Origin of the sequence: Sphingomonas sp. URHD0057 (assembly GCF_000620665.1) — a bacterium.
GTDB lineage: Bacteria > Pseudomonadota > Alphaproteobacteria > Sphingomonadales > Sphingomonadaceae > Sphingomicrobium.
In genome coordinates this window covers 602,511-624,137 of the sequence record NZ_JIAU01000005.1, presented here as the reverse complement: position 1 = coordinate 624,137, position 21,627 = coordinate 602,511, and the positions used below count along the sequence as shown (strand labels likewise).

The window sequence follows — 21,627 nt, the reverse complement described above, 5'->3', positions numbered from 1 at the left end:
TTAGTGAAATGAAGCGTGCGTTTGCCCTCCTCCTGACCGCCGCGCTGTCGAGCGCCGCCGCCGGCGCGACCGATCCGCGGACGATCCCCAGCCAATTGCCGCCCGCGTGGCAGGCGAAGACGCGCGAGGTCTTCAAGCAAGCGATTGAGATTCCCAGCGTGCATCACCGCGGTGAGACGCACCGCGTGGCCGAGCTGCTGGCCAAGCAATTCAGTGCGGCTGGCATTCCCGCCGCCGACATCCACATGATGCCGTACGAAGCGCTTCCCGGCGACAACACGACGGCTTTGATCGTCCGCTGGCGCTCCCCCCACCCGACGAAGAAGCCGATGCTGATCCTCGGCCACATGGACGTGGTCGAAGCGAAGCGCGAGGACTGGACCTTCGATCCGTTCGTGTTCCGCGAGCAGGACGGCTATTTCCTCGGGCGAGGCACCAGCGACATGAAGAACGGCGACGTCGCCACCACCATGGCCGCCGTCAAGCTGATGAGCGAAGGCTTCAAACCCGACCGCGACATCATCTTCTTCTACAGCGGCGACGAGGAAACGCGCGGCGTCGGCGCGACGCTCGGCTCGACCAAATGGCGCAACCTCACCGATGCCGAGTTCGGCCTCAACGCCGACGGCGGCGGCGCCTCCTACGACCGCAATTTCCGCCCGCTCGGCTTCGGCATCTCGATGGCCGAGAAGACCTTCCAGACCTATTTCTTCACCACCCACAACCGCGGCGGGCACAGCTCGCGGCCGCGGCCGGACAATGCGATCTACGACCTTGCAGATGCGCTCGAGAAGCTGCGCACGCATCGCTTCCAGCCGATGCAGAACCCGATCACCCGCGGCTATTTCGAGGAGCGGTCCCGCCAGGAAGGCGACAGCGCGCTCGGCCAGCAGATCCGCGCCTGGCTCGCGAACCCCAATGACGCCGCCGCGGCGGACGCCATCGAGGCCAACCCGCTCGAGGTCGGCCTGACCCGCACGCGCTGCGTTGCGACCATGCTCAAGGGCGGCCATGCCGACAACGCGCTCCCGCAGATGGCGCAGGCCACGGTCAATTGCCGCATCTTCCCGGGTGTCCAGCCGAAGGACATTCAGGCGGAGCTGCAAGCGATGGCGGGTCCAAACGTCGAGATCGTGCCCGATCCGCAGTATATCGGCCAGCCGACGCCGGCTTCGCCACCGCGTGATGATGTCGTCAACGCCGTCAAGGCGGCGGCGCTGCGCTTCCACGGACCCGACATGCACGTGTTCCCGGTGATGTCGACGGGCGCCAGCGACGGCAGCTTCTTCCGCGCGCAGGGCATCCCGGTTTACGACGTCGACGGCAGCTGGGGCATCTCGCCCGATGACGAGCGGGCGCACGGCCTCGACGAGCGCCTTCCCGTTCGCGCGATGTACGACGACGTGCTGCACTGGGAGATGATCTACAAGGCGCTGGCTGGCCCCGAAGGCGCTACGCCGACGCAAGCTCCCGCGCAGCCGTCAGCACCTCCTGAGCGTGGTTAGGCACCTTAACCTTGCGCCATGCCTTCAGGACGCGGCCGTCGGCGCCGATTAGGTAGGTCGCGCGCTCCATCCCCATATATTTGCGGCCATACATGGATTTCTCGACCCAGGTGCCGAAGGCGTCGGAGATGCGGCCGTCCTCGTCGGAAATCAGCGGCACGGCGAGCGAATATTTGCCGATGAACTTCTCGTGGGCTTTCATCGGGTCGCGCGAGATGCCGACGACCTTCACGCCGGCTTTCTCGAAATCCTTCGCGAGCGCGGTGAAGTCCTGCGCCTCGCGGGTGCAGCCCGAAGTATCGTCCTTGGGATAGAAATAGAGGACCAGCGGCTGGCCGGGCGACGCGAGATTGACGCTGCTGCCGTCGCTGGCGGTCGCGGTGATGGCCGGTGCGTTGTCGCCTTCATTGATCATCGTGCGGCCTCTTTCCTGATTGAGTCCCAAACCTGGCGAATGCTCTGCCGCGCCGCGTCGTGCTGGGCAAGAAGCTCGTCCCAGCTGGCGGCGCCGCAAGCCTCCGCGACCAATTGCCAGGTCGCCGCCGTCGGCTTGACGTCGCCCGGCGCGACGAGGCGCATCATGACCAGCATTCGGGTCAGCAACTTTTGTGCAGAAGCAACGCTTTTATCTACGAAACCTTCATCGACGAGCGTTGCGATCGCCTGCTCCAGCCTTGGGTCGAAGGCGGTTTTGCGAGTGAGTTGGAGGACATGGACCGCAAACTCGAGATCGACCAGCCCGCCTGGACCAAGCTTGACGTCGAGCGCGCTTTGCGGCGGCTTGTGGCGCTCCATCTCGCCGCGCATCTTGGCCGCATCGGTCACCACCTTGGCCGTGTCGTGGTCCATGTTGAGGATCGCATCGATAATCGCCGATGCGCGGCCGCGGATTGCGGGAGAGCCGAACACCGGACGGGCCCGGCACAGCGCCATATGCTCCCAGGTCCAAGCGTTGCTGCGCTGATATTGCTCGAACGCTTCCAAGGAGACGATCAACATCCCGGTGGCGCCTTCCGGCCTCAGCCGCGTATCGACCTCATAGAGCGGACCGGCCGCTGTTGGCACGCTCAGCGCCGCCGTCACCCGGCTTGCCAGCCGATTGAAATAATCGTTCGGGCCGAGCGGCCTGGCCCCGTTCGAGCGCGTGTCCGGAAGTGCGCTGTGCAAATAGATGATGTCGAGGTCGGAGGCGTGAGTCAGCGCGCACCCGCCGAGCCGTCCGAGGCCGAGGATGACAAGCTCGCCGCCGTTCTCGAAGCCGCCGTGAGCACTTTCGAACTCCGCCGCCGCCAGCGCCGTCAGCGCCTGCAGGGTTCCTTCGGCCACGCGCGCATAGCCAAGCGCGACTTCGAGTGGGTCGCGGTGGCCATCGATCAGCTGGACGCCCAAGGCGAAGCGCCGCTCATTGACGAGGTGCCGGGCGCGGTCGAGCGCGACGTCATACGGATGACCGCGCATGGCGGCGCCGAGCAGCACGGCGAACTCCTCGGCGGGCGGCGGCATCTCGAAGCTCGAGGCGTCGAACAGTCCCTCGAACAATTCGGGCCGGCGCGCGAGCTGGTCGGCAAGGGTCGGCGCGTGAGCGAGGATCTTGGCCAGCAGGCGGCCGAGCGCGGGCCGCGCCTGGAGCAGGCGGAAGAAATTCACGCCGGTCGACAATCGCTCGACGATGTCGCCCAGGCGGTTGAGCGCGTGGTCGGGGTCGGCGCCGACGGCGATCGCCCGCATCAGCCCCGGAAGCATTGATTCGAACGCCTGCTGGGCGGCCGGCGAGCGGAGCGAGCGCGCTCTACCCGATCGCCAGTCGGCGACGTGCCGCGCGGCGCCGGCGGGTTCGGCATAGCCCATCGCCGCCAGCTCGTGGCCCAGAATGTCGGGGTCGCCCGACAGCTGCCCCTGTCCGTCGGGCGCCAGGCCATCGAAGATCGCTCCGGCCCGTTCGACCGCTGGAGCGAGCAGTTGCACGAGCTCTTCCCCATCCTCGAGACCATGAAGCTGAGCGACATTGTCCAGGGCCGATTGGTCGAGCGGCAACATGTGGGTCTGCGCGTCCTCGACCATTTGCAGCCGGTGCTCGATCGTCCGCAGGAGGCGATAGTCGCTGCTTAACTCGCCGGCGGTCGCCTCATCCAGCCGTCCCGCAGCAACCAGCGCGGCGATGGCGTCGAGGGTCGCCCCCCGTCGTACCGAGGAATCGCGGCCGCCATGAATCATCTGCTGGATCTGCACGAAGAACTCGATTTCGCGGATGCCGCCGCGTCCCCGCTTCAAGTCGTAGCCGGGGCCGATCCGCGCGCCTTGCGCGAAATGATCGCGGATTCGCGCGGAGATCGCACGCACCTCGTCGATCACGCCGAAATCCAGCGAGCGCCGCCAGACGAACGGCTCGATTGCCTTGAGGAAGCTCTCGCCGAGCGCGATGTCGCCGGCGCACGCACGGGCGCGGATGAACGCCGCCCGCTCCCACGGAAGCGCGCTCGATTCGTAATGTGAAAGCGCGGCCTCGACCGGGAGCACGATCGGAGTCACCTCCGGCGAGGGCCTGAGCCTGAGGTCGACTCGAACCACATAGCCGTCCGCGGTCCGTTTCTGCAGCAACTCGATCATGCGCCGGCCGACGCGCACCGCCGCTTCGCCGGCGTCGTCGCGTTCGCGCTTCGCCAGGCGCGCCGGGTCGAACAGCAGGATCAGGTCGACGTCGGACGAATAATTGAGCTCGCGGCTGCCGAGCTTGCCCATGGCGATGACCACGAAGCCGCTCGCGTCTGCTCCGGGCACCCGCTCAGCAATGGCGGCACGAAGCGCGCGGTCGATGGCGCCGTCGGCAAATTCCGACAGCGACTCAGTGACGCTTTCGAGCGGGAGCTCTCCGGCCAAGTCGCCTAGCGCCACGGCCAATGCCAGCCCGTTGCGCTGTATCCTGAGCGTGGCGCCGATTTCGTCGCCGGAGGCGGACAGCGCCAATTCGACGGCCTTCCTCGAACCCATCTTCAGGAAAGTGGAGCCGAGCGACGAATTGGCGCGCAACGATTCCCGCAGGAAGGGCGAATGACCCTCGGCCCTTGCGGCCGCTTCCTCTCGCGCGCTGGTCATTACGCCACTGCCATTGCCGCAATTCCAGATTCAGGGAAACTTCCCCGGTGGTCCGCTCGTTTCCCAATCAAATGAAGTTGGAGAATAAGAATGTTCCGGCAGCGGATTTCGATGCGATGGACCGCCGAGTCATCCAGATAGAGCTACCGCCCGCCCACGCCGGCATCACGGCCGCGCTGCGCCGCGCCTTCGAGGCCGCGGCGGCGGAACCGTGCGACCGCGATTTCGCGGAATTGCTGCGCAAGCTTAACTGAATTCAGGCGGCGGAAGGCGGCACGCACGCGGCCGTCGCAGCCCTCATTCGTGATCGCGGCTAAGCTCGTCGACCTCGCTCATGATGGTCTGCAGTGCCGACTTGTCGGGGTCAGTGCGATGTTGCCGCCGTGACGGCAGCTTGCCGCTGGAGAGCAATTGCTCGAGCGCAACGCGCCCGCGCGCGACGCGGCTCTTGATCGTGCCGACCGCGCAGCCGCAAATCTCGGCTGCTTCCTCGTAAGCGAAGCCGCCCGCCCCAACCAGGATCAGCGCCTCGCGCTGTGGTTGCGGCAGATGCATTAGCGCCCGCTGCATGTCGCCGAGCTCGATATGCCGATCCTGGCTCGCGGGGGCGGCGAGGATCTTCGAAGCGGTGATGTCGTCCCATTCGCCCTTGAACCGGGCGCGCCGCATCTGGCTCAGGAACAGGTTGCGGAGGATGATGAACGTCCAGGCGCGCATGTTCGTCCCGGCCTGGAATCGCTTGCGCGCCGCCCAGGCCTTGAGCAGCGTCTCCTGGACCAGGTCGTCGGCAAGGTCGCGGCTGCCGGAGAGCGAGCGGCCGAAGGCTCGAAGGTGCGGAATGACGGCCGCGAGCTGGTCCTTGAACTCGGGGTCGGACAGCGGAACCGGTTCGGACGATGGCTTGCCTCGCCGTTCCTGTTCGCTTTCATCGGTCAAACTGCACCCCACCCTTTTTCAGCGCGCGACCGTGGCCGCGCACGGTTGACAAGAACATGAACAGCGATTGCGACAGAAGCTAGGTGCTCAGGACCGGCCGACCAAGACGATGACCGCAAATAAAATGACCACCAGCAACGTACCGATGACAAGGACATTGCGGGCGACGCCCGGCGTCGATCCCGCGCGCGCCTCCGTCGTCGTCTCGTGGATAGACGGCTCGGAGGGTTGCGGATCGACCATTATGCTCTCGTCACGAAATCACTGTTCGACCGGCCAACGCGCCGGTCGGGAGCCTGTTCCCACTCAAGCTCCCACTTAGGCCGCGGGAACCGTCGCCGCGTCGAAGAACAGGGCCTGGGCGATCGCCGCCTTCACGGTCGAGCGCTGGAACGGCTTGGTAATGAGGAAGGTGGGCTCGGGCCGGGTGCCGGTCAGGAGGCGTTCGGGGAAGGCCGTGATGAAGATCACCGGGACCGAGAATTCGGCGAGGATATCCTTGACCGCGTCGATCCCGCTCGAATCGTCGGCGAGCTGGATGTCCGCGAGGACGAGGCCGGGCGGGTTCTGCCGCGCCTGCGCGACGGCTTCGTCGCGGGTGACCGCGACGCCGGTGACGTTGTGGCCGAGATCGCGGACGATAGTCTCGATATCCATGGCGATGATCGGCTCGTCCTCGATGATCAGGACGTCGGCCAAAGTCTGGCGCTCGATTTCCTCGAGCGCTTCGGCGACCAGCGAGTCGACGTCGGCGGGACTGGCATCGATCAGATAGCCGGTGTCGTCGGAGGAAAATCCCTCGAGCGAGGTCAGGAGCAGCGCCTGGCGGGAAAGCGGGGTGATCCGCGACAAGCGGGCGTGAGCGATGCCCTCGGCGCCGGTCGCGCTTTGCACGGGCTCCTCGCCCTCTTCGATGTTCGCGGTCGACCAGATCGCGTGGAAAGTCTTGTACAGCCCGAGCCGCGGATCGACGTCGCGCGGGAACTCGTCGGGCTTGGCGACGATGGCTTCGAGCGTTGCCCGGACGAATGCGTCGCCGTGGGTCTGGCTTCCGGTCAGCGCCCGCGCGTAGCGGCGAAGAAACGGAAGATGTGGTGCGAGTTCCTGGCCAAGGGACATGAGTGTTGGCTCTCCTGGAATTTAAGATTTGCGCCGTCTTTGGCGACGGCTCCCTATTGTTGCAACCCTGCAAGGTTCGTGGCGCAGCTCTGCCTCCCCTTCCCCCCAAAGATGTGGTCGGCCTCTGGAACAAAGCACCGGCCATTTGGTTTCGTCGGTGGGCCGGGCAAGCTGCACAGCACCTTCTCGTACTGCGGCTAACCCGATCTGTGTTCAATTACGGGGCAACGGCGGGAGAAGGCGTTGCACCAGCAGGTGAGATTTGTATGACGCGCGACAGTACCCGCGCGAGGGGGGACAAGGGTTGAGTGCCAAGAAGCGAGGCGAGTCGGAAGGGGCCGGACATTCCGGGCACTCAAAGAAAACGACTGCTTCCGGCAAGGTTGCGCGAAAGCACCGCCCCAGCGACCTGGGGCGCGCTTTGCGCTCGGTCTATGACGACACCTTGCGCGAGACGATTCCGGACGATTTCATCACCCTCATCGGCAAGCTCAACTAGCGCGCCAATCGGGCTCCGCCGATGACCATTGGCGAGCGATTTGGACGGCTTTCGACCGCGTCCAAGCTATTCCTGATCCTCACCGCCGCGATCCTGCCGATCGGAATCGCGCTGACCTGGGTCGGCGAAAGCGGTATCCAGCAGGCGAATTCTGCGCTCGAAGGCCAGGGCCGTGAGCAAAGCCGGGCGGCGGCGCGAGCCATCGAGAGCCTGATTGCGCGCAATGCGCTCGCCCTTCGCGTAGCCGCGAACGGTGCGTTCGCGAGCGGCCCGGCAAGCGCTTGCGACCGGGTTCGCCGTTCGCTGTCGATCGCTCCGGCGATCGCGCAAAACTTCGAGCTCGAGGACATCAACGGCCGCCCGGTGTGCCATTCGGGCGAGACCGACGACACCGCGAGCCTGCCTCCAGTGGCGCCCGGCGACATTCGCCTGCGGGTATCCCCCGGCATGGACGCCATCGCCATTCGCGTCGGAGTCATCGGCGGCATGGCGACCGCCGTCCTTCCCGCGGCCGAGCTGCGCAATGCGATCGCCGACGACGATATCCCCTCGCTCGCGCTGCACGACGGCCGCCGCCAGCTGCAAGTGCTTGGCGGCACTCAGACTGACGCGTCCGCCCTGCTCATTAGCGAGTGGCCGATCGGGCGTGGAACTCTCATCGCCCGGGTCGGCGTCCCGCGGCAGCGCATCACCACGCTCGACCGCCTCATGCTGCTGCTGCCGGTGCTGATGTGGGTGGCGGCGGCGCTGATAACATGGCTCCTCGTCAGCCGGCTGTTGATCCGGCCATTGAAGCGGCTGGAGAGCGCGGTGCGGGTTTATCAGCCCGGACAGGGGCTCGGCGACCTGCCCCGCAGGCTTGGTCCGGCGACGGAAATCCAGCAGCTTCGCGATGCGTTCGTCCGGGCCGTGTCGCGGGTCGACCAATCCGAACGCGAAATGACCGGTGCGCTGGAAGGCCAGCGGCGGCTCGTGCGCGAAGTGCATCATCGGGTGAAGAACAACCTCCAGGTCATCGCCTCGCTGCTCAACATTCATGGTCGCGGCGCCGAAACCCCCGAGGCCCGCGCGGCCTATGCCGGAATCAGCCGGCGCGTCGGCGCACTCTCGATCGTTCATCGCAACCATTTCGCGGAGATGGAGGAGAATCGCGGGATTGCGCTGCGGCCGCTGCTGTCCGAGCTGGCAGCCGAATTGCGCGCGGGCGCCCCAGATCCTGCCCGCGGGCTGATGATCGACCTCGACATCGATACGGTCTTCACGACCCAGGACGCGGCGGTGGCGGTGGCTTTCCTGATCACCGAGATCGTCGAGTTCGCGATGCTCCACGCGCCCGCCGACCCGATCGAGATTTCCTTACGCCGGACCAGCGAGCTCACCGCGCGGCTGACGTTGAACAGCGGTGTCCTCGTCCCCGAGCAGGAAGACGAACCGGAGAAATTGCAGTTCGAGCGGATCGTCGGCGGCCTCGCCAAGCAGTTGCGCTCGAATCTCGACCGCAAGCTTGGCCGTTACAGCGTCGAAATGCCTGTATTTCCGCCAGTTTAAGGAAAATCGGGGGTTGTTACGGCAGCAGCGAAAAAATAATTCCGACCGCTGGAACTTGTCGCGAAGAAGCGGCGTTGTGCAGTTCGGATAGTGACCTTTTGCCCCCCCGCTCTCGCTATCCGCTTAAATGGGCCCGGAACCGCCAACCCTCCCCCCCCCCGGTGGCGCTTCCGGGCCCACTCTTGTCTGGGCCTCCGAAATCACCGCTTCCCCTGTCCGCGCCGCTTTGCGCGCTGCGCGCCAGTGCGTGATGCGGATGGCGAGGATCGCAATCTCGTAAAGCCCGTAGAGCGGCACCAGCAGCAGCAGCATCGAAACCACATCGGGCGGCGTCAGCACCGCTGATACGGCCGCTGCGCCGACAATCGCGTATCGCCGCGATTTGGCGAGCTGCTCGCGCGTGACCAGCCCGGCGCGCTCGAGGATCATGAGCAGGATCGGGAGCAGGAAAGCCGCACCGAACCCGAACAGGAAGCGGGTGACGAAGTTCAGATAATTGCCGACGCCGGGCAACGCCTCCTGGCTGACTCCCCCGACGTCTCCCTGGAAGCTCAGCAGGAAATGCAGCGCCCACGGCATGGCGACGAAATAGGCGAAGCACGCACCGGCGGCGAAGAAGACCGGCGTCAGCAACAGGAACGGCAGGAAAGCGCCCTTTTCCTTGGCGTAAAGCCCGGGCGCAACGAAGCGCCACAGCTGAGTCGCAAGCACCGGGAAGCTCAACATCAACGCGGCGAACAGCGCGACCTTCACCTGGGTGAAAAAGGCCTCAAAAATATCGGTGTAGATAAGCTTACCCTGCCCGGCCTTGAGCAGGGGCTGGACGAGAATTGCGAAAATGTCCTTCGCGAAATAGAAACTGACGAAGAAGAACAGGACGAGCGTTCCGAGGCACAGCAAGAGGCGCCGGCGAAGCTCGATCAAATGCTCGAGCAGCGGCTGCTTGGTGTCGTCGATGTCCTTCACGGGAGCGGCCGCTTCTCGGGCGGAAGCTCGTCGCCCGACGGCTCGGGCGCGGCGATCGGGGGCATCTCGTCCGCTTGTCCGGGCTCGGGATAATGAGCGTCGGGCGGATGCAGCGCCATGATGCGCTCATTCTCCTCCCGCCACTTCTTTTCCATTTCCTCGAGCTCGGCCTCGCGCACCATATTTTCGATGCCGGAGGTGAAATGGTGCGCCATGCCGCGGATCCGGCCGACCCAATAGCCGACCGTGCGCATGACCTTGGGCAAGTCCTTTGGCCCGATGAAAATGAGCGCGAGGATCGCGACGACCGCGAGCTCGGAGGAATCGACGCCGAACACGGACTCTAAAGCGTTTTAGCGGGCTTCGTCGTCTCGCGGCGGAGGGGCCGCCGTGGGCTCTTCGCGGGACGGGGTGACGTCGATGGGCTGCTGGTCGCGCGGAAGCTGGCGCGGCGGCTCGTTGCGGCGGCGCTGCTCTTCTTCAAACCGCTTGCGCTTCTCGTCCTCGTCGTCGGCCATGCCAGCCTTGAAGCTTTTCAGGCCCTTGGCGACGTCGCCCATCATCGAGGAGAAGCGATTGCCGCCGAACAACAGCAACAGGATGACTGCGAACAGCAGGATATGCCAAATGCTGAAACTGCCCATGGGGGACTCCTTTGGCGGGCCTTCTAGTCTCCCTCGTCCTCGCTTTCCAGTTGAAGCTGCCCGAGCGATTCCATGACGCTCTCGTCGAGCGGATCGAGGAGGCCGGCGGCCTTCAAATCGTCGATGCCCGGCAGGTCGCGGCGTGAGCCGAGGCCGAAGTGAGTCAGGAACTCCTGCGTCGTCGCATAGAGCAGCGGCCGCCCCGGGCTTTCGCGCCGGCCGGCCGGCCGGACCCATCCCGCGTCCATCAGCACGTCGAGCGTGCCCTTGGAGATCTGAACGCCGCGGATCGCCTCGATCTCGGCGCGGCTGACCGGCTCGTGATAGGCGATGATCGCCAGCGTCTCGGTCGCCGCCCGCGACAGGCGGCGCGGCTCCTCGCGGGTGCGGCGCAGCAAATGCGCGAGATCGGGCGCGGTCTGGAAATGCCAGCGGCCGCCGCGCTCGACCAGATCGATCCCGCGACCCTCGTAATGCTGGGCAAGCTGGCCGAGGGCGATCTCGACCTCGCCCTCACCGACATGCTCGACCAGCTCGTCGATGGTCAGCGGGCTGGCCGAGGCAAACAAAGTGGCTTCGAGGGCGCGCATATACTCGTCCATCAGGCGGCCTTGAGCTTGATCGGCCCGAATGTCTCTTCCTGCGCGAACTCGAGCCTGCCGCGCCGCGCCAGCTCGAGCATGGCGAGGAAGCTCGAGGCCAGCGCCGAGCGCCGAAACTGCGGATCCTGAGTGGCCGGCAGGAAGCTTTCGAGGAAGGTCCAGTCGAGCGCGGTCCCGATCATTCGCGCAACGCGGTCGATCGCTTCCTCGAGCGTCATGACCGAGCGCGGATGGACGACGTGCATTGGCGGCTGAGTTCGTGCGCGAACGACACCGTAAGCCGCGAACAGGTCGAAGTCGCGCACCACCCAGGCCGACTTGCGGACCAGCCGCAATCCTTCGGGGGCGCCGCGGACGAACACATCGCGGCCGATCCGATCCCGCCCCAGCAGCCGCGCCCCCGCCTCCCGCATCGCATCCAGGCGCTGCAAGCGCATCTGCAGGCGAAGTGCGATCTCCTCCGAGGTCGGGTCCCGTTCGGGGTCCTTGGGCAGGAGAAGGCAGGATTTGAGGTAGGCGAGCCACGCCGCCATCACGAGATAGTCGGCTGCGATCTCGAGCTTCAGCGCGCGCGCTTCGGCGAGGTAGGTCAGGTATTGCTCGACCAGTTGCAGGATCGAGATTTGGGCGAGGTCGACCTTCTGCGCCCGCGCGAGGTTGAGCAGAAGATCGAGCGGGCCTTCCCAGCCGTCGAGGTTCAGGTTCAGCTCGTCCGATGGGCGGACGGAGCGCTCCTCGAACTCGAAATCGGATGCCATCGCTAGACCAGTGCCAGCAGCGTGTCGCGCTTCGCCAGCGCTTCGGCGAGATCGGGCCCATCATCGTCCTCGACCATGACGGCCGCCATGGCCCGAGTGAGGCGGTCGTGGCTTTCGGGGCTCATCGGCGGAACGGCGCTCGCAACGGCGACCATCTCCTCCATCTTGCCCGAGCAGTGGAGCGCAACGTCGCAGCCGGCGGCGACGACACCCGCCGCGCGGCTGGCGAAATCACCGGCGAGGGCTTCCATCCCCAGATCGTCGCTCATCAGCCAGCCGTCGAAGCCGATCCGGTGACGGATGATATCTTGAATGACGGTCGGCGACAGGCTCGCCGGCCGCTCGGCGTCCCAGGCGGTGTAGACGACGTGAGCGGTCATCCCCATCGGCGCCCAGGCGAGCCGCTCGAACGGCTCCAGATCGATCTCGAGCTCGTCCGCGCTCGCCGTCACCACGGGAAGCTCCTTGTGGCTGTCGACCAACGCCCGGCCGTGACCGGGCATGTGCTTCACCACGCCGACGACACCGGCGGACGCCATGCCGTCGAGCACGGCACGGCCGAGCGCAGCGACCTGCATCGGCTCCGAACCCAGCGCCCGGTCGCCGATGATGTCGCTCGCACCCTCCTGCCGCACATCGAGCAGGGGCAGGCAGTTGACGTTGATCCCGCACGCCCGAAGCATCAGCGCTAGCGCCCGGGCGTTCGACCGGACCGCTTCGATCGCCGACGACGGCGCCGCCTGGTAAAGGCGGGCGAACCGCTCGGCGGCCGGGAACGCCGGCCAGGCGGGAGGCCGCATGCGCGCGACCCGGCCGCCTTCCTGGTCGATCAGGATCGGCAGGTCGCGGCGGCCGGTCAGCTCGCGCAGGGAATCCGTGAGCCGCAACAGCTGCTCGGCGTCCTCGCAGTTGCGGCGGAAGATGATCATGCCCGCCGGGTCGGCGTCGCACAGGAAGGAGCGCTCGTCCTCGTTCAGCTCCAGCCCCTCGATACCGTAAATTGCCGCCTGCATCACGCGCCGCCCTATTGCGCGACGAAGCAGTTTTCGCCCGCCGCCTTGAGCGTCTGGCAAACCTGCTTCGCGTCGGCTGGCGACGCAGCACTGGCGCGCAGGCGGATGCCGCCCGAGAACGGCACAACCAGCTTGGTCATTGCCGCAACCCCCGGGAAGCGCGCCGAGAGCGCAGTCCAGGCGCGCTCGGCCTGTGCCTGGTTGGCAAAGGCGCCCAGTTGGACCACGCTTCCGGGCGCGCCGGACGGCTTGGGCTCAGGAGGTGCGGGCGGCTTGGCCGCCACCGGCCCGGCCGGCTTGGGCTCGGGCTTCGGCTTGGCGACCGGCGCCTCGGACACGGCGTTGAGGTCGAGTTGCGCATCCTTGTCCTCGCCGGCGCTGGTTTCGAACGCGGTCTCGCTCTCCCCCGCGACATTGAGGCCGCCGGGATTCGGCGGTTTGATCTTATAGGGCCCCGGCTCGGCGCGGATCAGCTCGGGCGGACCGGCGCTAACGACGTCGCGGCGGCCGAGCCAGAAGAATGTTCCCGCCACCAGGGCGGCCGCCACCAGCACGACGAGCAAGGCGGCGAGCATCTTGCGGGCAGAGATGCCGCGCGGCTCGTCCTCGTCGTCGACGGCCTGAAGCCACGGCAGCTGGCCGTCGTCATAAGCCGAAGGTTGCTCGCTCACCGCTCCACGGCTTTCCTGGCGCCGGGCAGGCCGACGACTGCGCAGCTGAAGCGGATGTGCTCCATGCGCTGGCACAACACCTCGGAATGGGCTTGCGAGGTGGTGCCGATCTGGAAGCGGTAGAAATAGCGGCCGTGCGTATTGCGCGCCGTTACCACCGTGGCGGGGAGACGGCCGACGGCGGGATAAGACCGCATCATGCGCCGCCAGCCGAGCTTGGCCTGCTGCCGCGAACCGAAGGCGCCAATCTGCACCAGGCGCCCGCTCGCGCCTTGCGAAATGCGCGCCGGCCACAGGCGGAGCGGCTGCTCTACAGTCGCAGCGGGCTTGGCCGCCGCCCGCTTGCTCACGGCCGGCGTCGTTCCACTTTCCTTCTTGGGCTCGGACCGCACGAACGGCGCCGATCGGCGCGGCGAAATCGTTACGCGTCTGCGCGAAGTAGAGCGCTCGACCGTCGGCCGTGGCACGGAGAGCGCCGGCACTGGCGCCGGTTCGACCTGGGGAACTCGATCCGGCTCGACCTGCGGCTGTGCTACCTGTGGCGCAGGAAGCGCCACCGTGGTCGATTGCGGGACGGACCTCGTGGCCACAGGCGGCTGAAGTTCCGGTGCGGTTCGCTGGCCGAGCCAATAGGACGCGCCTGCGACCAGCAGCACCCCGGCGGCCGCCCAGCCGCCAAGCTCGCGCCCCGACCTCTGCCGCCGCTCCCGCTCCGGTTCGTCGGCGAGCCATGGCAGGCGGTCGAATCCGACCGCCGCTCGGCTATCGGTCATGGTCAGCGCATCTCCTCGGTCGCGGCTACCCCCATCAGGTCCAATCCGCTCCGGATGATTTGCGCGATTCCAAGCGCGAGTTCCAGCCGCGCGCGCGAAAGTTGTGGATTATTTTCAACGAGGAAGCGCCGCTCCGGATCGTCGTTGCCGCGGTTCCACAAGGCGTGGAAATCCGCCGCCAGGTCATAGAGGTAAAACGCGATGCGGTGCGGCTCGTGCGCCATCGCCGCGCTTTCGACCGCCCGCGGATATTGGGCGGCGCGCTTGACCAGCGCGAGCTCCTCGTCATCGAGCAAGCCGAGATCCGCCGGCGCCGAGAGGTCGACTCCGGCATCCGCTGCCTTGCGCTTCAACGAGCTGATCCGCGCGTGGGCATATTGGACGTAGAAGACCGGATTGTCCTTCGAGGCCTCGACGACCTTGGCGAAATCGAAGTCGAGCGGCGTGTCCGCGCGCTTGGTCAGCATCATGAAGCGGACGACGTCCTTGCCGACTTCGTCGACGACCTCGGCGAGCGTCACGAAGGAGCCTGCGCGCTTGCTCATCTTCACCGGCTCTCCGGCGCGGAACAACCGGACCATGTTGATGATCTTCACGTCGAGGTCGACGCGGCCGTCGGTCAGCGCCTTTACCGCCGACTGGACGCGCTTGACCGTCCCGGCATGGTCGGCTCCCCAGATGTTGACGAGATGGTCGGCGCCCTGCGCCTTCTGCCAATGGTAAGCAGCGTCCGAGCCGAAATAGGTCCAGCTGCCGTCCGACTTCTTCATCGGCCGGTCCTGGTCGTCGCCGAACTGGGTCGAGCGGAACAATGTCAGTTCGACCGGCTCCCACTCGTCGTGCGGTTCGAGGCTCTTGGGCCGCTCGAGCATGCCCTGGTAGACCAGGCCCTTGTCGAGCAGCACCGCCATGCCCCGCTCGACCGCGCCCGATTCCTGAAGCTCGGCCTCCGACGAGAATTTGTCGTGGTGGATGTCGAGAAGCCCGAGATCGTAGCGGATGAGATCGAGCATCGCGCGGATCGCCCACTGGCGGAACAGCGGCAGCCACTGCTCTTCCGGCGCCTCGGCGTAATCGTCGCCATATTCGGACGCGAGCACGACCCCGACCGGCCGCAGATAGTCGCCGGGATACATACCTTCGGGAATATCGCCGATCTCCGCGCCCAGCGCTTCAAGGTAGCGGAGGTGGACCGAGCGCGCGAGCGCATCGACCTGGGCGCCCGCGTCGTTGACATAATATTCCTTGGTGACTCGGAAGCCCGCCGCTTCGAGGATCCGCGCGAGGCTGTCGCCGACCACCGCGCCGCGGCAATGTCCCATGTGCAGGGGCCCGGTCGGATTGGCCGAAACATATTCGACGTTGACCCGCTCGTTCCTGCCGATGGTCGAGACGCCGTAGCCGTCGCCGTCGTTGAGGATGGTCCTGAGCTCGTCGCGCCACGCGTCCGGCTTCAGGCGCAGGTTGATGAACCCCGGTCCGGCGACCTCGACCGACGTCACCGGCGGCAGCGCTTCGAGCTTCGCCTTGATCAGCTCGGCGAGCGAGCGCGGATTGGTCCCGGCGGGCTTGGCGAGCACCATTGCGGCGTTGGTCGCTAGGTCGCCGTGCGCGGGATCGCGCGGCGGTTCGACCGTCACATTCCTGCGATCGACCTCGGCCGGCAGCGCGCCGTCGGCGACGAGATCGTCAAGCACTCCATCGAGGAGCGCGGCATATTGCGCGTAAAGAGACATCGCCCGCGCCTGTATCGCGCGCGATGCGGTCCGTCACGTTTCAGAAGCGGTCGGCAGGCAATTGAACCGGACCGACCAGCTCCTCATGCCGGGCGATGGCGAAGCGGTCGGTCATCCCCGCGATGAAGTCGCCGATCGTTCGCAATTGCTCGATGCCGGCGCTCCCGTCCTGCCACGGTGACGGAAGCAACGACGGGTCGGCGCGATACGCCGCCGCCAGGTTGGTGACGACGCGCTGGGTCTCGTTGCGCATCAGCTCCAACTCAGCGGACCCGTAGAGCCGATCATAGAGGAAGCGCTTCAGTTCGCCCTCTTCCTCCGCGAGCGCATCCGAAAAGCCGACCAGCGGGCGGCCGGCGCGGCGGACCTCATCGATCGATTGCGCGCCGGATTGCTCCACCCTTCGAACGGTTTCGGCAAGCACATCCTCGACCATTACGCCGATCATGTCGCGAACCAGCGCCCGCTGCTGCTTTTCGAGCGCAATGCCGGGGTGACGCTCGCCGATCGCGTCCCACAGCCGGCCGACGAGAGAGAGTTGAAGGATCTCGTCGAGCTGCAAGAGGCCGGCGCGCAAGCCGTCGTCAACGTCGTGATTGTCGTAGGCGATGTCGTCCGAAATCGCCGCGACCTGCGCTTCGAGGCTGGGCCAGGTCGAAAGCTCGAGGTCGCGCGTCGAATTGGCTTCAACCAGCGCCCAGGTCGGATCGCCAACCGGCCCGTTATGCTTGGCGAGCCCCTCCAGCGCTTCCCAACTGAGGTTGAGCCCGTCGAAGTCCGGATAGGGCATCTCCAGCCGGGTCACGATGCGCAGGGTGTGCGCATTGTGATCGAATCCGCCCGCGTCGGAGAGCGAGGCGTCCAGCGCATCTTCCCCGGCATGCCCAAACGGCGGGTGGCCGAGATCGTGGGCGAGGCACAAGGCTTCGGTCAGGTCCTCGTTCAGGCCGAGCGCGCGGGCGATCGTGCGGCCGATCTGCGCGACTTCGAGGCTATGCGTGAGCCGAACCCGGAAATGATCGCCGTCGGGGGCGACAAAGACCTGGGTTTTGTGGCGGAGCCGGCGGAACGCCACGCAATGGACGATGCGATCGCGGTCGCGCTGGAAAATGTCGCGCGGGCCGCGGGGGCCGGACGCCGGTTCGGGAAAGAGCCTGCCGCGCGACTGCGAAGGCTGCGCGGCAACGCTCGTGGGAAGGGTCATTCCGTGCCGAGTGGCACAATCTGGTCCGAAGAGGAATTGGTCCAGCGAAAAGCGTTCACGCCGACCGAGCCGAGGTCCTCGGCAAAGATCTGCGCATCCGAGGCGCCGCGGAACGGTCCGATCACCAGCCGCGAGCGATCGGAACTCTTGGCGACATAGCCCTTGATGCCGTCCATCAGATCCGGGTTATGCGACTTCACGCGATTGAACTGGCTCGGCAGGGCCGAGGCATTCGGACCGCTAGCAAGCTGCAGCCAGATTTTGCCAGGTGACGATCCCGAGGCGGATTTCATCGGGACTGCGGACTGCGGGATCGGGGCGTTGTAGGCGATCTGGACCGGCGCCGGCGGGCCCTGCCAGCTGGGCGACTCGGTCGCCGGCAAAGGCGCCGGGGCGGACGCCGCAGGCGCCAGGAAATTGTCGATCCCCGACAAACGATCGCTTGCGACGCTCGCCGTCGACGCCGCCGGCACACCGTAATTCTGGATCGGCGCCGAATAAGCATAGGCCGGTTGTCCGGCGTCGGGGAAAATGCCGAGGTTGACGGCGGCCGCCTTCTGGCCGGCGTTAAGCCCGGGAAGCTTTTGCAGGAACGGCTGGACGCGCGCCCAGCTGCCCGGCATCGCCGCGTCGATGGCAATCATCGCGCCGTTGGAATCGCCGGTCAGCGCACAAACGAAGGCCCGCGCCCGCGCCGCGGCAGCATCGCCCTTCGACATGAGCGGTGCGATCGCCGTCAGGGCGCCGGCCTTATCGCCGCTGATCGCAAGGCTGAGCGCCAACCGGCGGCGTGCTTCGTCGCTGTCCGGGCCGCCAAGCGCCGCGCGATAGTCCGACTGCGCATCGCGCTGCCGCCCAAGCAGGTCATACGCGAGGCCGCGGTCGCTTCCGAACACCGCAACCGGCGCGCCGAGTTGCTGCGCGCGGCTGAAATAAGCGAGCGACGCCTGGGCTTCACCATTGCCGACCGAGACGGCCCCCATGCCCGCTTGCGGCATCGGGCTGCGCGGGTTGACCTCATCGGCCCGGGCGAAGAACCCCGCCGCGGCCTGATTGTCGCCAAGCTCGAGCGCGGCCTTGCCGGCGCCGATCAGTGAGCCGAAATCCTTGGGGTCGGAAGCGAGCGCGCGCACATATCGTGCCAGCGCCGCGGCCGGCGTTTCGGCGTACGGGGAGTAGCTGCCCTGCGCCGACGCAGGCACAGCCGTGACCATCGCCGCTCCGCAAGCCAGCGTCGCGCCAAGCGTCAATATGGTTAGCGATCCCCGCACCATTCCTCCCGGTGGGGCACTGAATCTTGCCAAAGCCTTTCTGCCTAGGGGGTTTACGGCGAACCGTGCGGAGGAGCGGGTGAGACGGGCGAATTTCGGCGATTTCCACCTCCGTCCCAACGAAAAAGGGCGGCCGCGAGGCCGCCCTTCGCTCAGCGCGGTGAGGCGCGTTACTGGTTGTTCTGCCGGTTCAGGAAGCGCGGAATGTCGATCGGATCGCGCTTGTAGTCTGGCTCATCCTCATCGATCTGCGCCTTGGGGGCGCCGCGGGCGATGTTCGACATGCGTTCGAACAGGGTTCCCCCGGCAGCGGTCGGCGGGTCCGCGTCATCCTCGTCTTCGGGCGGATTGATCGGCGGAGCACCGACCGGGCTGGTCAGGATATCGTCGGTGCCGAGCAGCAGCTCGTCCCCTTCCCCGTCGGCGTCAAGATCAGCTTCCGGCGCCTCGTCCTGGTGAGCTGCGGGTTCCGGCGCCGGCTGAGGCGCCGGCGCCGAGCGCGCCGGGAAGGTGAACACCTTGCCGGGCGCCGGTTGTGCCATGGCGTCAGCTTCGATGCCGGTCGCGACCACCGAAACGCGAATCTTGCCGCCGAGATCGTTGTTGAACGCCGAGCCCCAGATGATGTTGGCATCGGGGTCGACAAGCTCCTTGATGTGGCTGGCGGCCTCGTCGACCTCCATCAGGCGCATGTCCTCGCCGCCGGTGATCGAGATGATCACGCCCTTGGCGCCCTTCATGCTGACGCCGTCGAGCAGCGGATTGGAGATGGCTTTCTCGGCAGCCTCGATGGCGCGATTGTCGCCGTCAGCCTCGCCGGTGCCCATCATCGCCTTGCCCATCTCGCTCATCACCGAGCGGACGTCGGCGAAGTCGAGGTTGATAAGGCCGGGCATGACCATCAGGTCGGTGATTCCGCGGACGCCCTGCTGGAGCACCTCGTCGGCCATTTCGAAAGCTTCCTTGAAGGTCGTCTCCGAATTGGCGAGGCGGAACAAATTCTGGTTGGGAATGACGATCAGCGTGTCGACGTGCTGCTGCAGCTCCTGAAGGCCGGCGTCCGCGGAACGGCCGCGGCGCGAGCCTTCGAACGCGAACGGCTTGGTGCACACGCCGACGGTCAGGATGCCGCGATCGCGCGCGGCCTTGGCAATGACCGGGGCGGCACCGGTGCCGGTCCCGCCGCCCATCCCGGCGGCGATGAAGCACATGTGCGCGCCCTCGAGCGCGGCGATGATCTCGTCGATGGTCTCTTCCGCCGCGGCCCGGCCGATCTCCGGCCGCGACCCCGCGCCGAGGCCTTGGGTGATCCTGAGGCCGAGCTGGATTCGGCGGTCGGCGAGCGAGGCGTTGAGCGCCTGGGCATCGGTGTTGGCGACGATGAAGTCGACCCCCTGGACGTCGGCCCGCATCATGTTGGCGATGGCGTTGCCGCCCGCCCCGCCGACGCCGATCACGCTGATCCGCGGGCGAAGCTCGTCGACCTCAGGCCGCATGAAATCGATGCTCATGACCTAAACCCCCCTCACGGAAGCAACGCGTTGAACCTTCAGCATGAATCTTTGAATCATTGCGAGTCGCAAGCCAAGTAAAAAAGTTAACATGGACCAAAAATATGGGGAGAAGTGTCGCCCGAAAGACTCACTTATCCACAGGCGAAATCGGTCCGCTGTTGTCCTCGGCCGGCAAGACGGGCCTGAAGAACGACCGGTTCCAGCCGAGGACGCCGGCGCGCTCGTCCCGGAAACGCGTTGCGGCGAGCGCTTCATCGTCATCCGCGGCGGCGCAACGATAACGCTCGTAAGCCGCGAGGCTGTCGAAGGAGAATAGACCGAGCGCCACGTCGCTCGCCCCTTCGCCTGGCAAAAAGTAGCCATGATGAATGCCGCCGAACTTCGGGATGAGCCGGAGCCACATTCGGCACCATCGCTCGAAGTCGGCCTCTCGCGCCCGATCGATGCGGTATTCAAGGACGCAGGTAATCAACTCGACGTTCCGGTCATTGCCCTCGAAGCCAGGTGGAGGGCGATCCAAGTCTCGAAATCGCTCAGACGCTGACGCCGGTCGTCGTCCGACAGGTCATAGATCTCGGCGGCGACAAAGGATGGCGCGACCTTGAAGCCGCAAAATTTGAGGATGCCGCGCTCGATGTGATGGAGCGGGTTGTTGCCGTCTGTCGGCGCGAACCGCTCGGACTTGGTCTCCGCGGTGGCGCACAGCATCCCGATGCGGCCATCGAGATTCCTCGAACCATAAGCGAAGTCCGTCGAAAGAACCCGGTCAACCCAGCCCTTGAGGATCGCCGGCATCGACCACCACCAGAGCGGGAACACGAGCATCAGCCGATCACTCCATTCCAGCGCGGCCTGATGCCTGGCGATGTCGGGTGTCACGTCCGCTATCGCTGCCTGATGCGCTTGCTCGACCATCGGCTCAAACCGAGCGGCCAACATTCGTTGTGGAAAGTGCGACGGCCGGATCACCGGATCGAAATCCTCCGCGTAGAGATCGAGCAGCTGGACGTCCCCTTCGCGCTGCATCCGGGCAATCGCGCGTCGCGCCAGCTCCGCGCAGAAGGATTGGCGTTCGGGATGCGCCAAAACGACGAGCGTCTTCATGCCGGTCCCCGCGTCAGACGAACATGGTGAGGGCGTCGCGCCGTTCGAACGTCAGATTGACCGAGCGCGATCCGCTTGGGCGCGTGCGATGAACAACCCCCTTGGGAACCGTGAGCATATCGCCCGCGGCCAAGATCACCTCGCGGTCCTGAAACTCGATCACGAGTTCGCCGTCGATGACGAGGAAGACTTCATCGGATTCCGGATGGCTGTGCCAGGCAAAGCCCGCGGTCATCACGCTCATTCGGATTTCATGATCGTTGACGGCGGCGACCTGCCGATTGTGATAATCCTCGGCGATCGATCGGCTGTCCCGCAATGGATTGACGATTGACGGCGCAAGGCTCGGTTCGGCTGTTTCGCTCATGCCGGAAGACTGCGGTAAGAGCGTTGCCGGCCGCCAATTGAAATCGTGACGGCGACAATCAGGTCCGCTTATGATTACCGGCGCGCCCGATCGGAACCGAGACCACAAGCACGCGTTTCGCGCGGTGCAATGTCAGACGAAGCTTACGCCCGCTATTTCGTCGATCGAGAACGCGCCGAGCGCGACCTCAGCCGGGCGGCAAGCAACCCCAAAGTGGCGGAGATCCACACCGAGCTGGCCGACCATTACGAGGCGCTCGCGCTGGTGTTCGGAGCCAAGCAGGCGGCCGACCCGCCGCTCTAGG

At 66.1% G+C, this 21,627-nt stretch carries 25 protein-coding genes; 5 read left to right on the top strand and 20 right to left on the bottom strand.

What is annotated here, in order from left to right; all coding sequences use genetic code 11:
* Nucleotides 1-8 precede the first annotated feature (8 nt).
* Nucleotides 9-1,505: a M20/M25/M40 family metallo-hydrolase gene (locus tag N539_RS15250; protein ID WP_051531262.1), complete on the top strand. Its 1,497-nt coding sequence runs from the start codon at nt 9-11 to the stop codon at nt 1,503-1,505.
* Here N539_RS15250 and N539_RS0103445 read toward each other — a convergent pair.
* Together N539_RS0103445 and N539_RS0103440 are read right to left on the bottom strand one after the other, a co-directional pair.
* Nucleotides 1,453-1,920, bottom strand: a complete 468-nt coding sequence (locus tag N539_RS0103445; protein ID WP_028969130.1) for a peroxiredoxin — start codon at nt 1,918-1,920, stop codon at nt 1,453-1,455. The genes N539_RS15250 and N539_RS0103445 overlap by 53 nt on opposite strands.
* A complete protein-coding gene (locus N539_RS0103440; protein WP_028969129.1) occupies nt 1,917-4,598 on the bottom strand; it encodes a bifunctional [glutamine synthetase] adenylyltransferase/[glutamine synthetase]-adenylyl-L-tyrosine phosphorylase in 2,682 nt (893 codons plus the stop codon). The genes N539_RS0103445 and N539_RS0103440 overlap by 4 nt, the downstream gene beginning before the upstream one ends.
* Nucleotides 4,599-4,669: 71 nt before the next feature.
* On the opposite strand from N539_RS0103440, the gene N539_RS0103435 reads away from it, so the two are divergent.
* Entirely contained in the window at nt 4,670-4,852 is a 183-nt protein-coding gene (locus tag N539_RS0103435; RefSeq protein ID WP_156029732.1) for a hypothetical protein, read from the top strand.
* A gap of 43 nt (nt 4,853-4,895) precedes the next feature.
* On the opposite strand, the gene N539_RS0103430 is transcribed toward N539_RS0103435, so the two are convergent.
* From N539_RS0103430 to N539_RS0103420, 3 genes are all read right to left on the bottom strand, one after another.
* On the bottom strand, nt 4,896-5,534 hold the full coding sequence (locus tag N539_RS0103430; protein ID WP_028969127.1) for a sigma-70 family RNA polymerase sigma factor: 639 nt from the start codon (nt 5,532-5,534) through the stop codon (nt 4,896-4,898).
* Between the two features lie 87 nt (nt 5,535-5,621).
* A complete protein-coding gene (locus N539_RS18720; RefSeq protein ID WP_028969126.1) occupies nt 5,622-5,777 on the bottom strand; it encodes a hypothetical protein in 156 nt (51 codons plus the stop codon).
* Nucleotides 5,778-5,852: 75 nt separating this feature from the next.
* Complete coding sequence (locus tag N539_RS0103420; RefSeq protein WP_028969125.1) at nt 5,853-6,653, bottom strand: response regulator; 801 nt, start codon at nt 6,651-6,653, stop codon at nt 5,853-5,855.
* A 304-nt stretch (nt 6,654-6,957) separates the two neighbouring features.
* On the opposite strand from N539_RS0103420, the gene N539_RS15245 reads away from it, so the two are divergent.
* Together N539_RS15245 and N539_RS15240 are read left to right on the top strand one after the other, a co-directional pair.
* Nucleotides 6,958-7,152, top strand: a complete 195-nt coding sequence (locus tag N539_RS15245; protein ID WP_037551782.1) for a NepR family anti-sigma factor — start codon at nt 6,958-6,960, stop codon at nt 7,150-7,152.
* A 21-nt stretch (nt 7,153-7,173) separates the two neighbouring features.
* A complete protein-coding gene (locus N539_RS15240; RefSeq protein WP_051531260.1) occupies nt 7,174-8,700 on the top strand; it encodes a sensor histidine kinase in 1,527 nt (508 codons plus the stop codon).
* 123 nt (nt 8,701-8,823) lie between these two features.
* Here N539_RS15240 and tatC read toward each other — a convergent pair whose 3' ends face one another.
* The 15 genes from tatC to N539_RS0103330 all read right to left on the bottom strand — a co-directional run bounded on the left by tatC (nt 8,824) and on the right by N539_RS0103330 (nt 21,323).
* Nucleotides 8,824-9,666, bottom strand: coding sequence for a twin-arginine translocase subunit TatC (gene tatC, locus N539_RS15235; protein ID WP_081774154.1), 843 nt, complete (start codon nt 9,664-9,666; stop codon nt 8,824-8,826).
* A complete protein-coding gene (tatB, locus tag N539_RS15230) occupies nt 9,663-10,004 on the bottom strand; it encodes a Sec-independent protein translocase protein TatB (protein ID WP_037551778.1) in 342 nt (113 codons plus the stop codon). The genes tatC and tatB overlap by 4 nt, the downstream gene beginning before the upstream one ends.
* Nucleotides 10,005-10,019: 15 nt before the next feature.
* Complete coding sequence (locus N539_RS19145) at nt 10,020-10,310, bottom strand: twin-arginine translocase TatA/TatE family subunit (protein ID WP_028969124.1); 291 nt, start codon at nt 10,308-10,310, stop codon at nt 10,020-10,022.
* A gap of 23 nt (nt 10,311-10,333) precedes the next feature.
* Nucleotides 10,334-10,912, bottom strand: a complete 579-nt coding sequence (scpB, locus tag N539_RS0103390) for an SMC-Scp complex subunit ScpB (RefSeq protein WP_028969123.1) — start codon at nt 10,910-10,912, stop codon at nt 10,334-10,336.
* A complete protein-coding gene (locus tag N539_RS0103385) occupies nt 10,912-11,670 on the bottom strand; it encodes a segregation and condensation protein A (RefSeq protein ID WP_028969122.1) in 759 nt (252 codons plus the stop codon). Before N539_RS0103385 ends, scpB begins: the two co-directional genes overlap by 1 nt.
* A gap of 2 nt (nt 11,671-11,672) precedes the next feature.
* Nucleotides 11,673-12,683, bottom strand: coding sequence for a beta-N-acetylhexosaminidase (nagZ, locus tag N539_RS0103380; RefSeq protein ID WP_028969121.1), 1,011 nt, complete (start codon nt 12,681-12,683; stop codon nt 11,673-11,675).
* A gap of 11 nt (nt 12,684-12,694) precedes the next feature.
* On the bottom strand, nt 12,695-13,354 hold the full coding sequence (locus N539_RS18715; protein WP_028969120.1) for an SPOR domain-containing protein: 660 nt from the start codon (nt 13,352-13,354) through the stop codon (nt 12,695-12,697).
* Nucleotides 13,351-14,127, bottom strand: a complete 777-nt coding sequence (locus tag N539_RS18710; RefSeq protein WP_037551776.1) for an SPOR domain-containing protein — start codon at nt 14,125-14,127, stop codon at nt 13,351-13,353. The genes N539_RS18715 and N539_RS18710 overlap by 4 nt, the downstream gene beginning before the upstream one ends.
* Nucleotides 14,128-14,129: 2 nt before the next feature.
* Nucleotides 14,130-15,863 carry an arginine--tRNA ligase gene (gene argS / locus N539_RS0103360; RefSeq protein ID WP_028969118.1) on the bottom strand — a complete coding sequence of 578 codons (1,734 nt, stop codon included), beginning with the start codon at nt 15,861-15,863 and terminating at the stop codon, nt 14,130-14,132.
* A gap of 40 nt (nt 15,864-15,903) precedes the next feature.
* Entirely contained in the window at nt 15,904-17,067 is a 1,164-nt protein-coding gene (locus N539_RS0103355; protein ID WP_028969117.1) for a deoxyguanosinetriphosphate triphosphohydrolase, read from the bottom strand.
* Entirely contained in the window at nt 17,064-18,281 is a 1,218-nt protein-coding gene (locus tag N539_RS15220; protein ID WP_051531258.1) for a tetratricopeptide repeat protein, read from the bottom strand. The genes N539_RS0103355 and N539_RS15220 overlap by 4 nt, the downstream gene beginning before the upstream one ends.
* 227 nt (nt 18,282-18,508) lie before the next feature.
* Nucleotides 18,509-19,849: a cell division protein FtsZ gene (gene ftsZ, locus N539_RS0103345; protein ID WP_028969116.1), complete on the bottom strand. Its 1,341-nt coding sequence runs from the start codon at nt 19,847-19,849 to the stop codon at nt 18,509-18,511.
* 130 nt (nt 19,850-19,979) lie between these two features.
* Nucleotides 19,980-20,324: an NIPSNAP family protein gene (locus N539_RS0103340; protein ID WP_028969115.1), complete on the bottom strand. Its 345-nt coding sequence runs from the start codon at nt 20,322-20,324 to the stop codon at nt 19,980-19,982.
* Nucleotides 20,321-20,956 carry an NAD(P)H-dependent oxidoreductase gene (locus N539_RS17605; RefSeq protein ID WP_051531256.1) on the bottom strand — a complete coding sequence of 212 codons (636 nt, stop codon included), beginning with the start codon at nt 20,954-20,956 and terminating at the stop codon, nt 20,321-20,323. Before N539_RS17605 ends, N539_RS0103340 begins: the two co-directional genes overlap by 4 nt.
* 13 nt (nt 20,957-20,969) lie before the next feature.
* Nucleotides 20,970-21,323 carry a cupin domain-containing protein gene (locus N539_RS0103330; RefSeq protein WP_028969114.1) on the bottom strand — a complete coding sequence of 118 codons (354 nt, stop codon included), beginning with the start codon at nt 21,321-21,323 and terminating at the stop codon, nt 20,970-20,972.
* A gap of 129 nt (nt 21,324-21,452) precedes the next feature.
* On the opposite strand from N539_RS0103330, the gene N539_RS18370 reads away from it, so the two are divergent.
* On the top strand, nt 21,453-21,626 hold the full coding sequence (locus N539_RS18370; protein ID WP_156029731.1) for a hypothetical protein: 174 nt from the start codon (nt 21,453-21,455) through the stop codon (nt 21,624-21,626).
* The last annotated feature ends 1 nt before the right edge of the window (nt 21,627 follow it).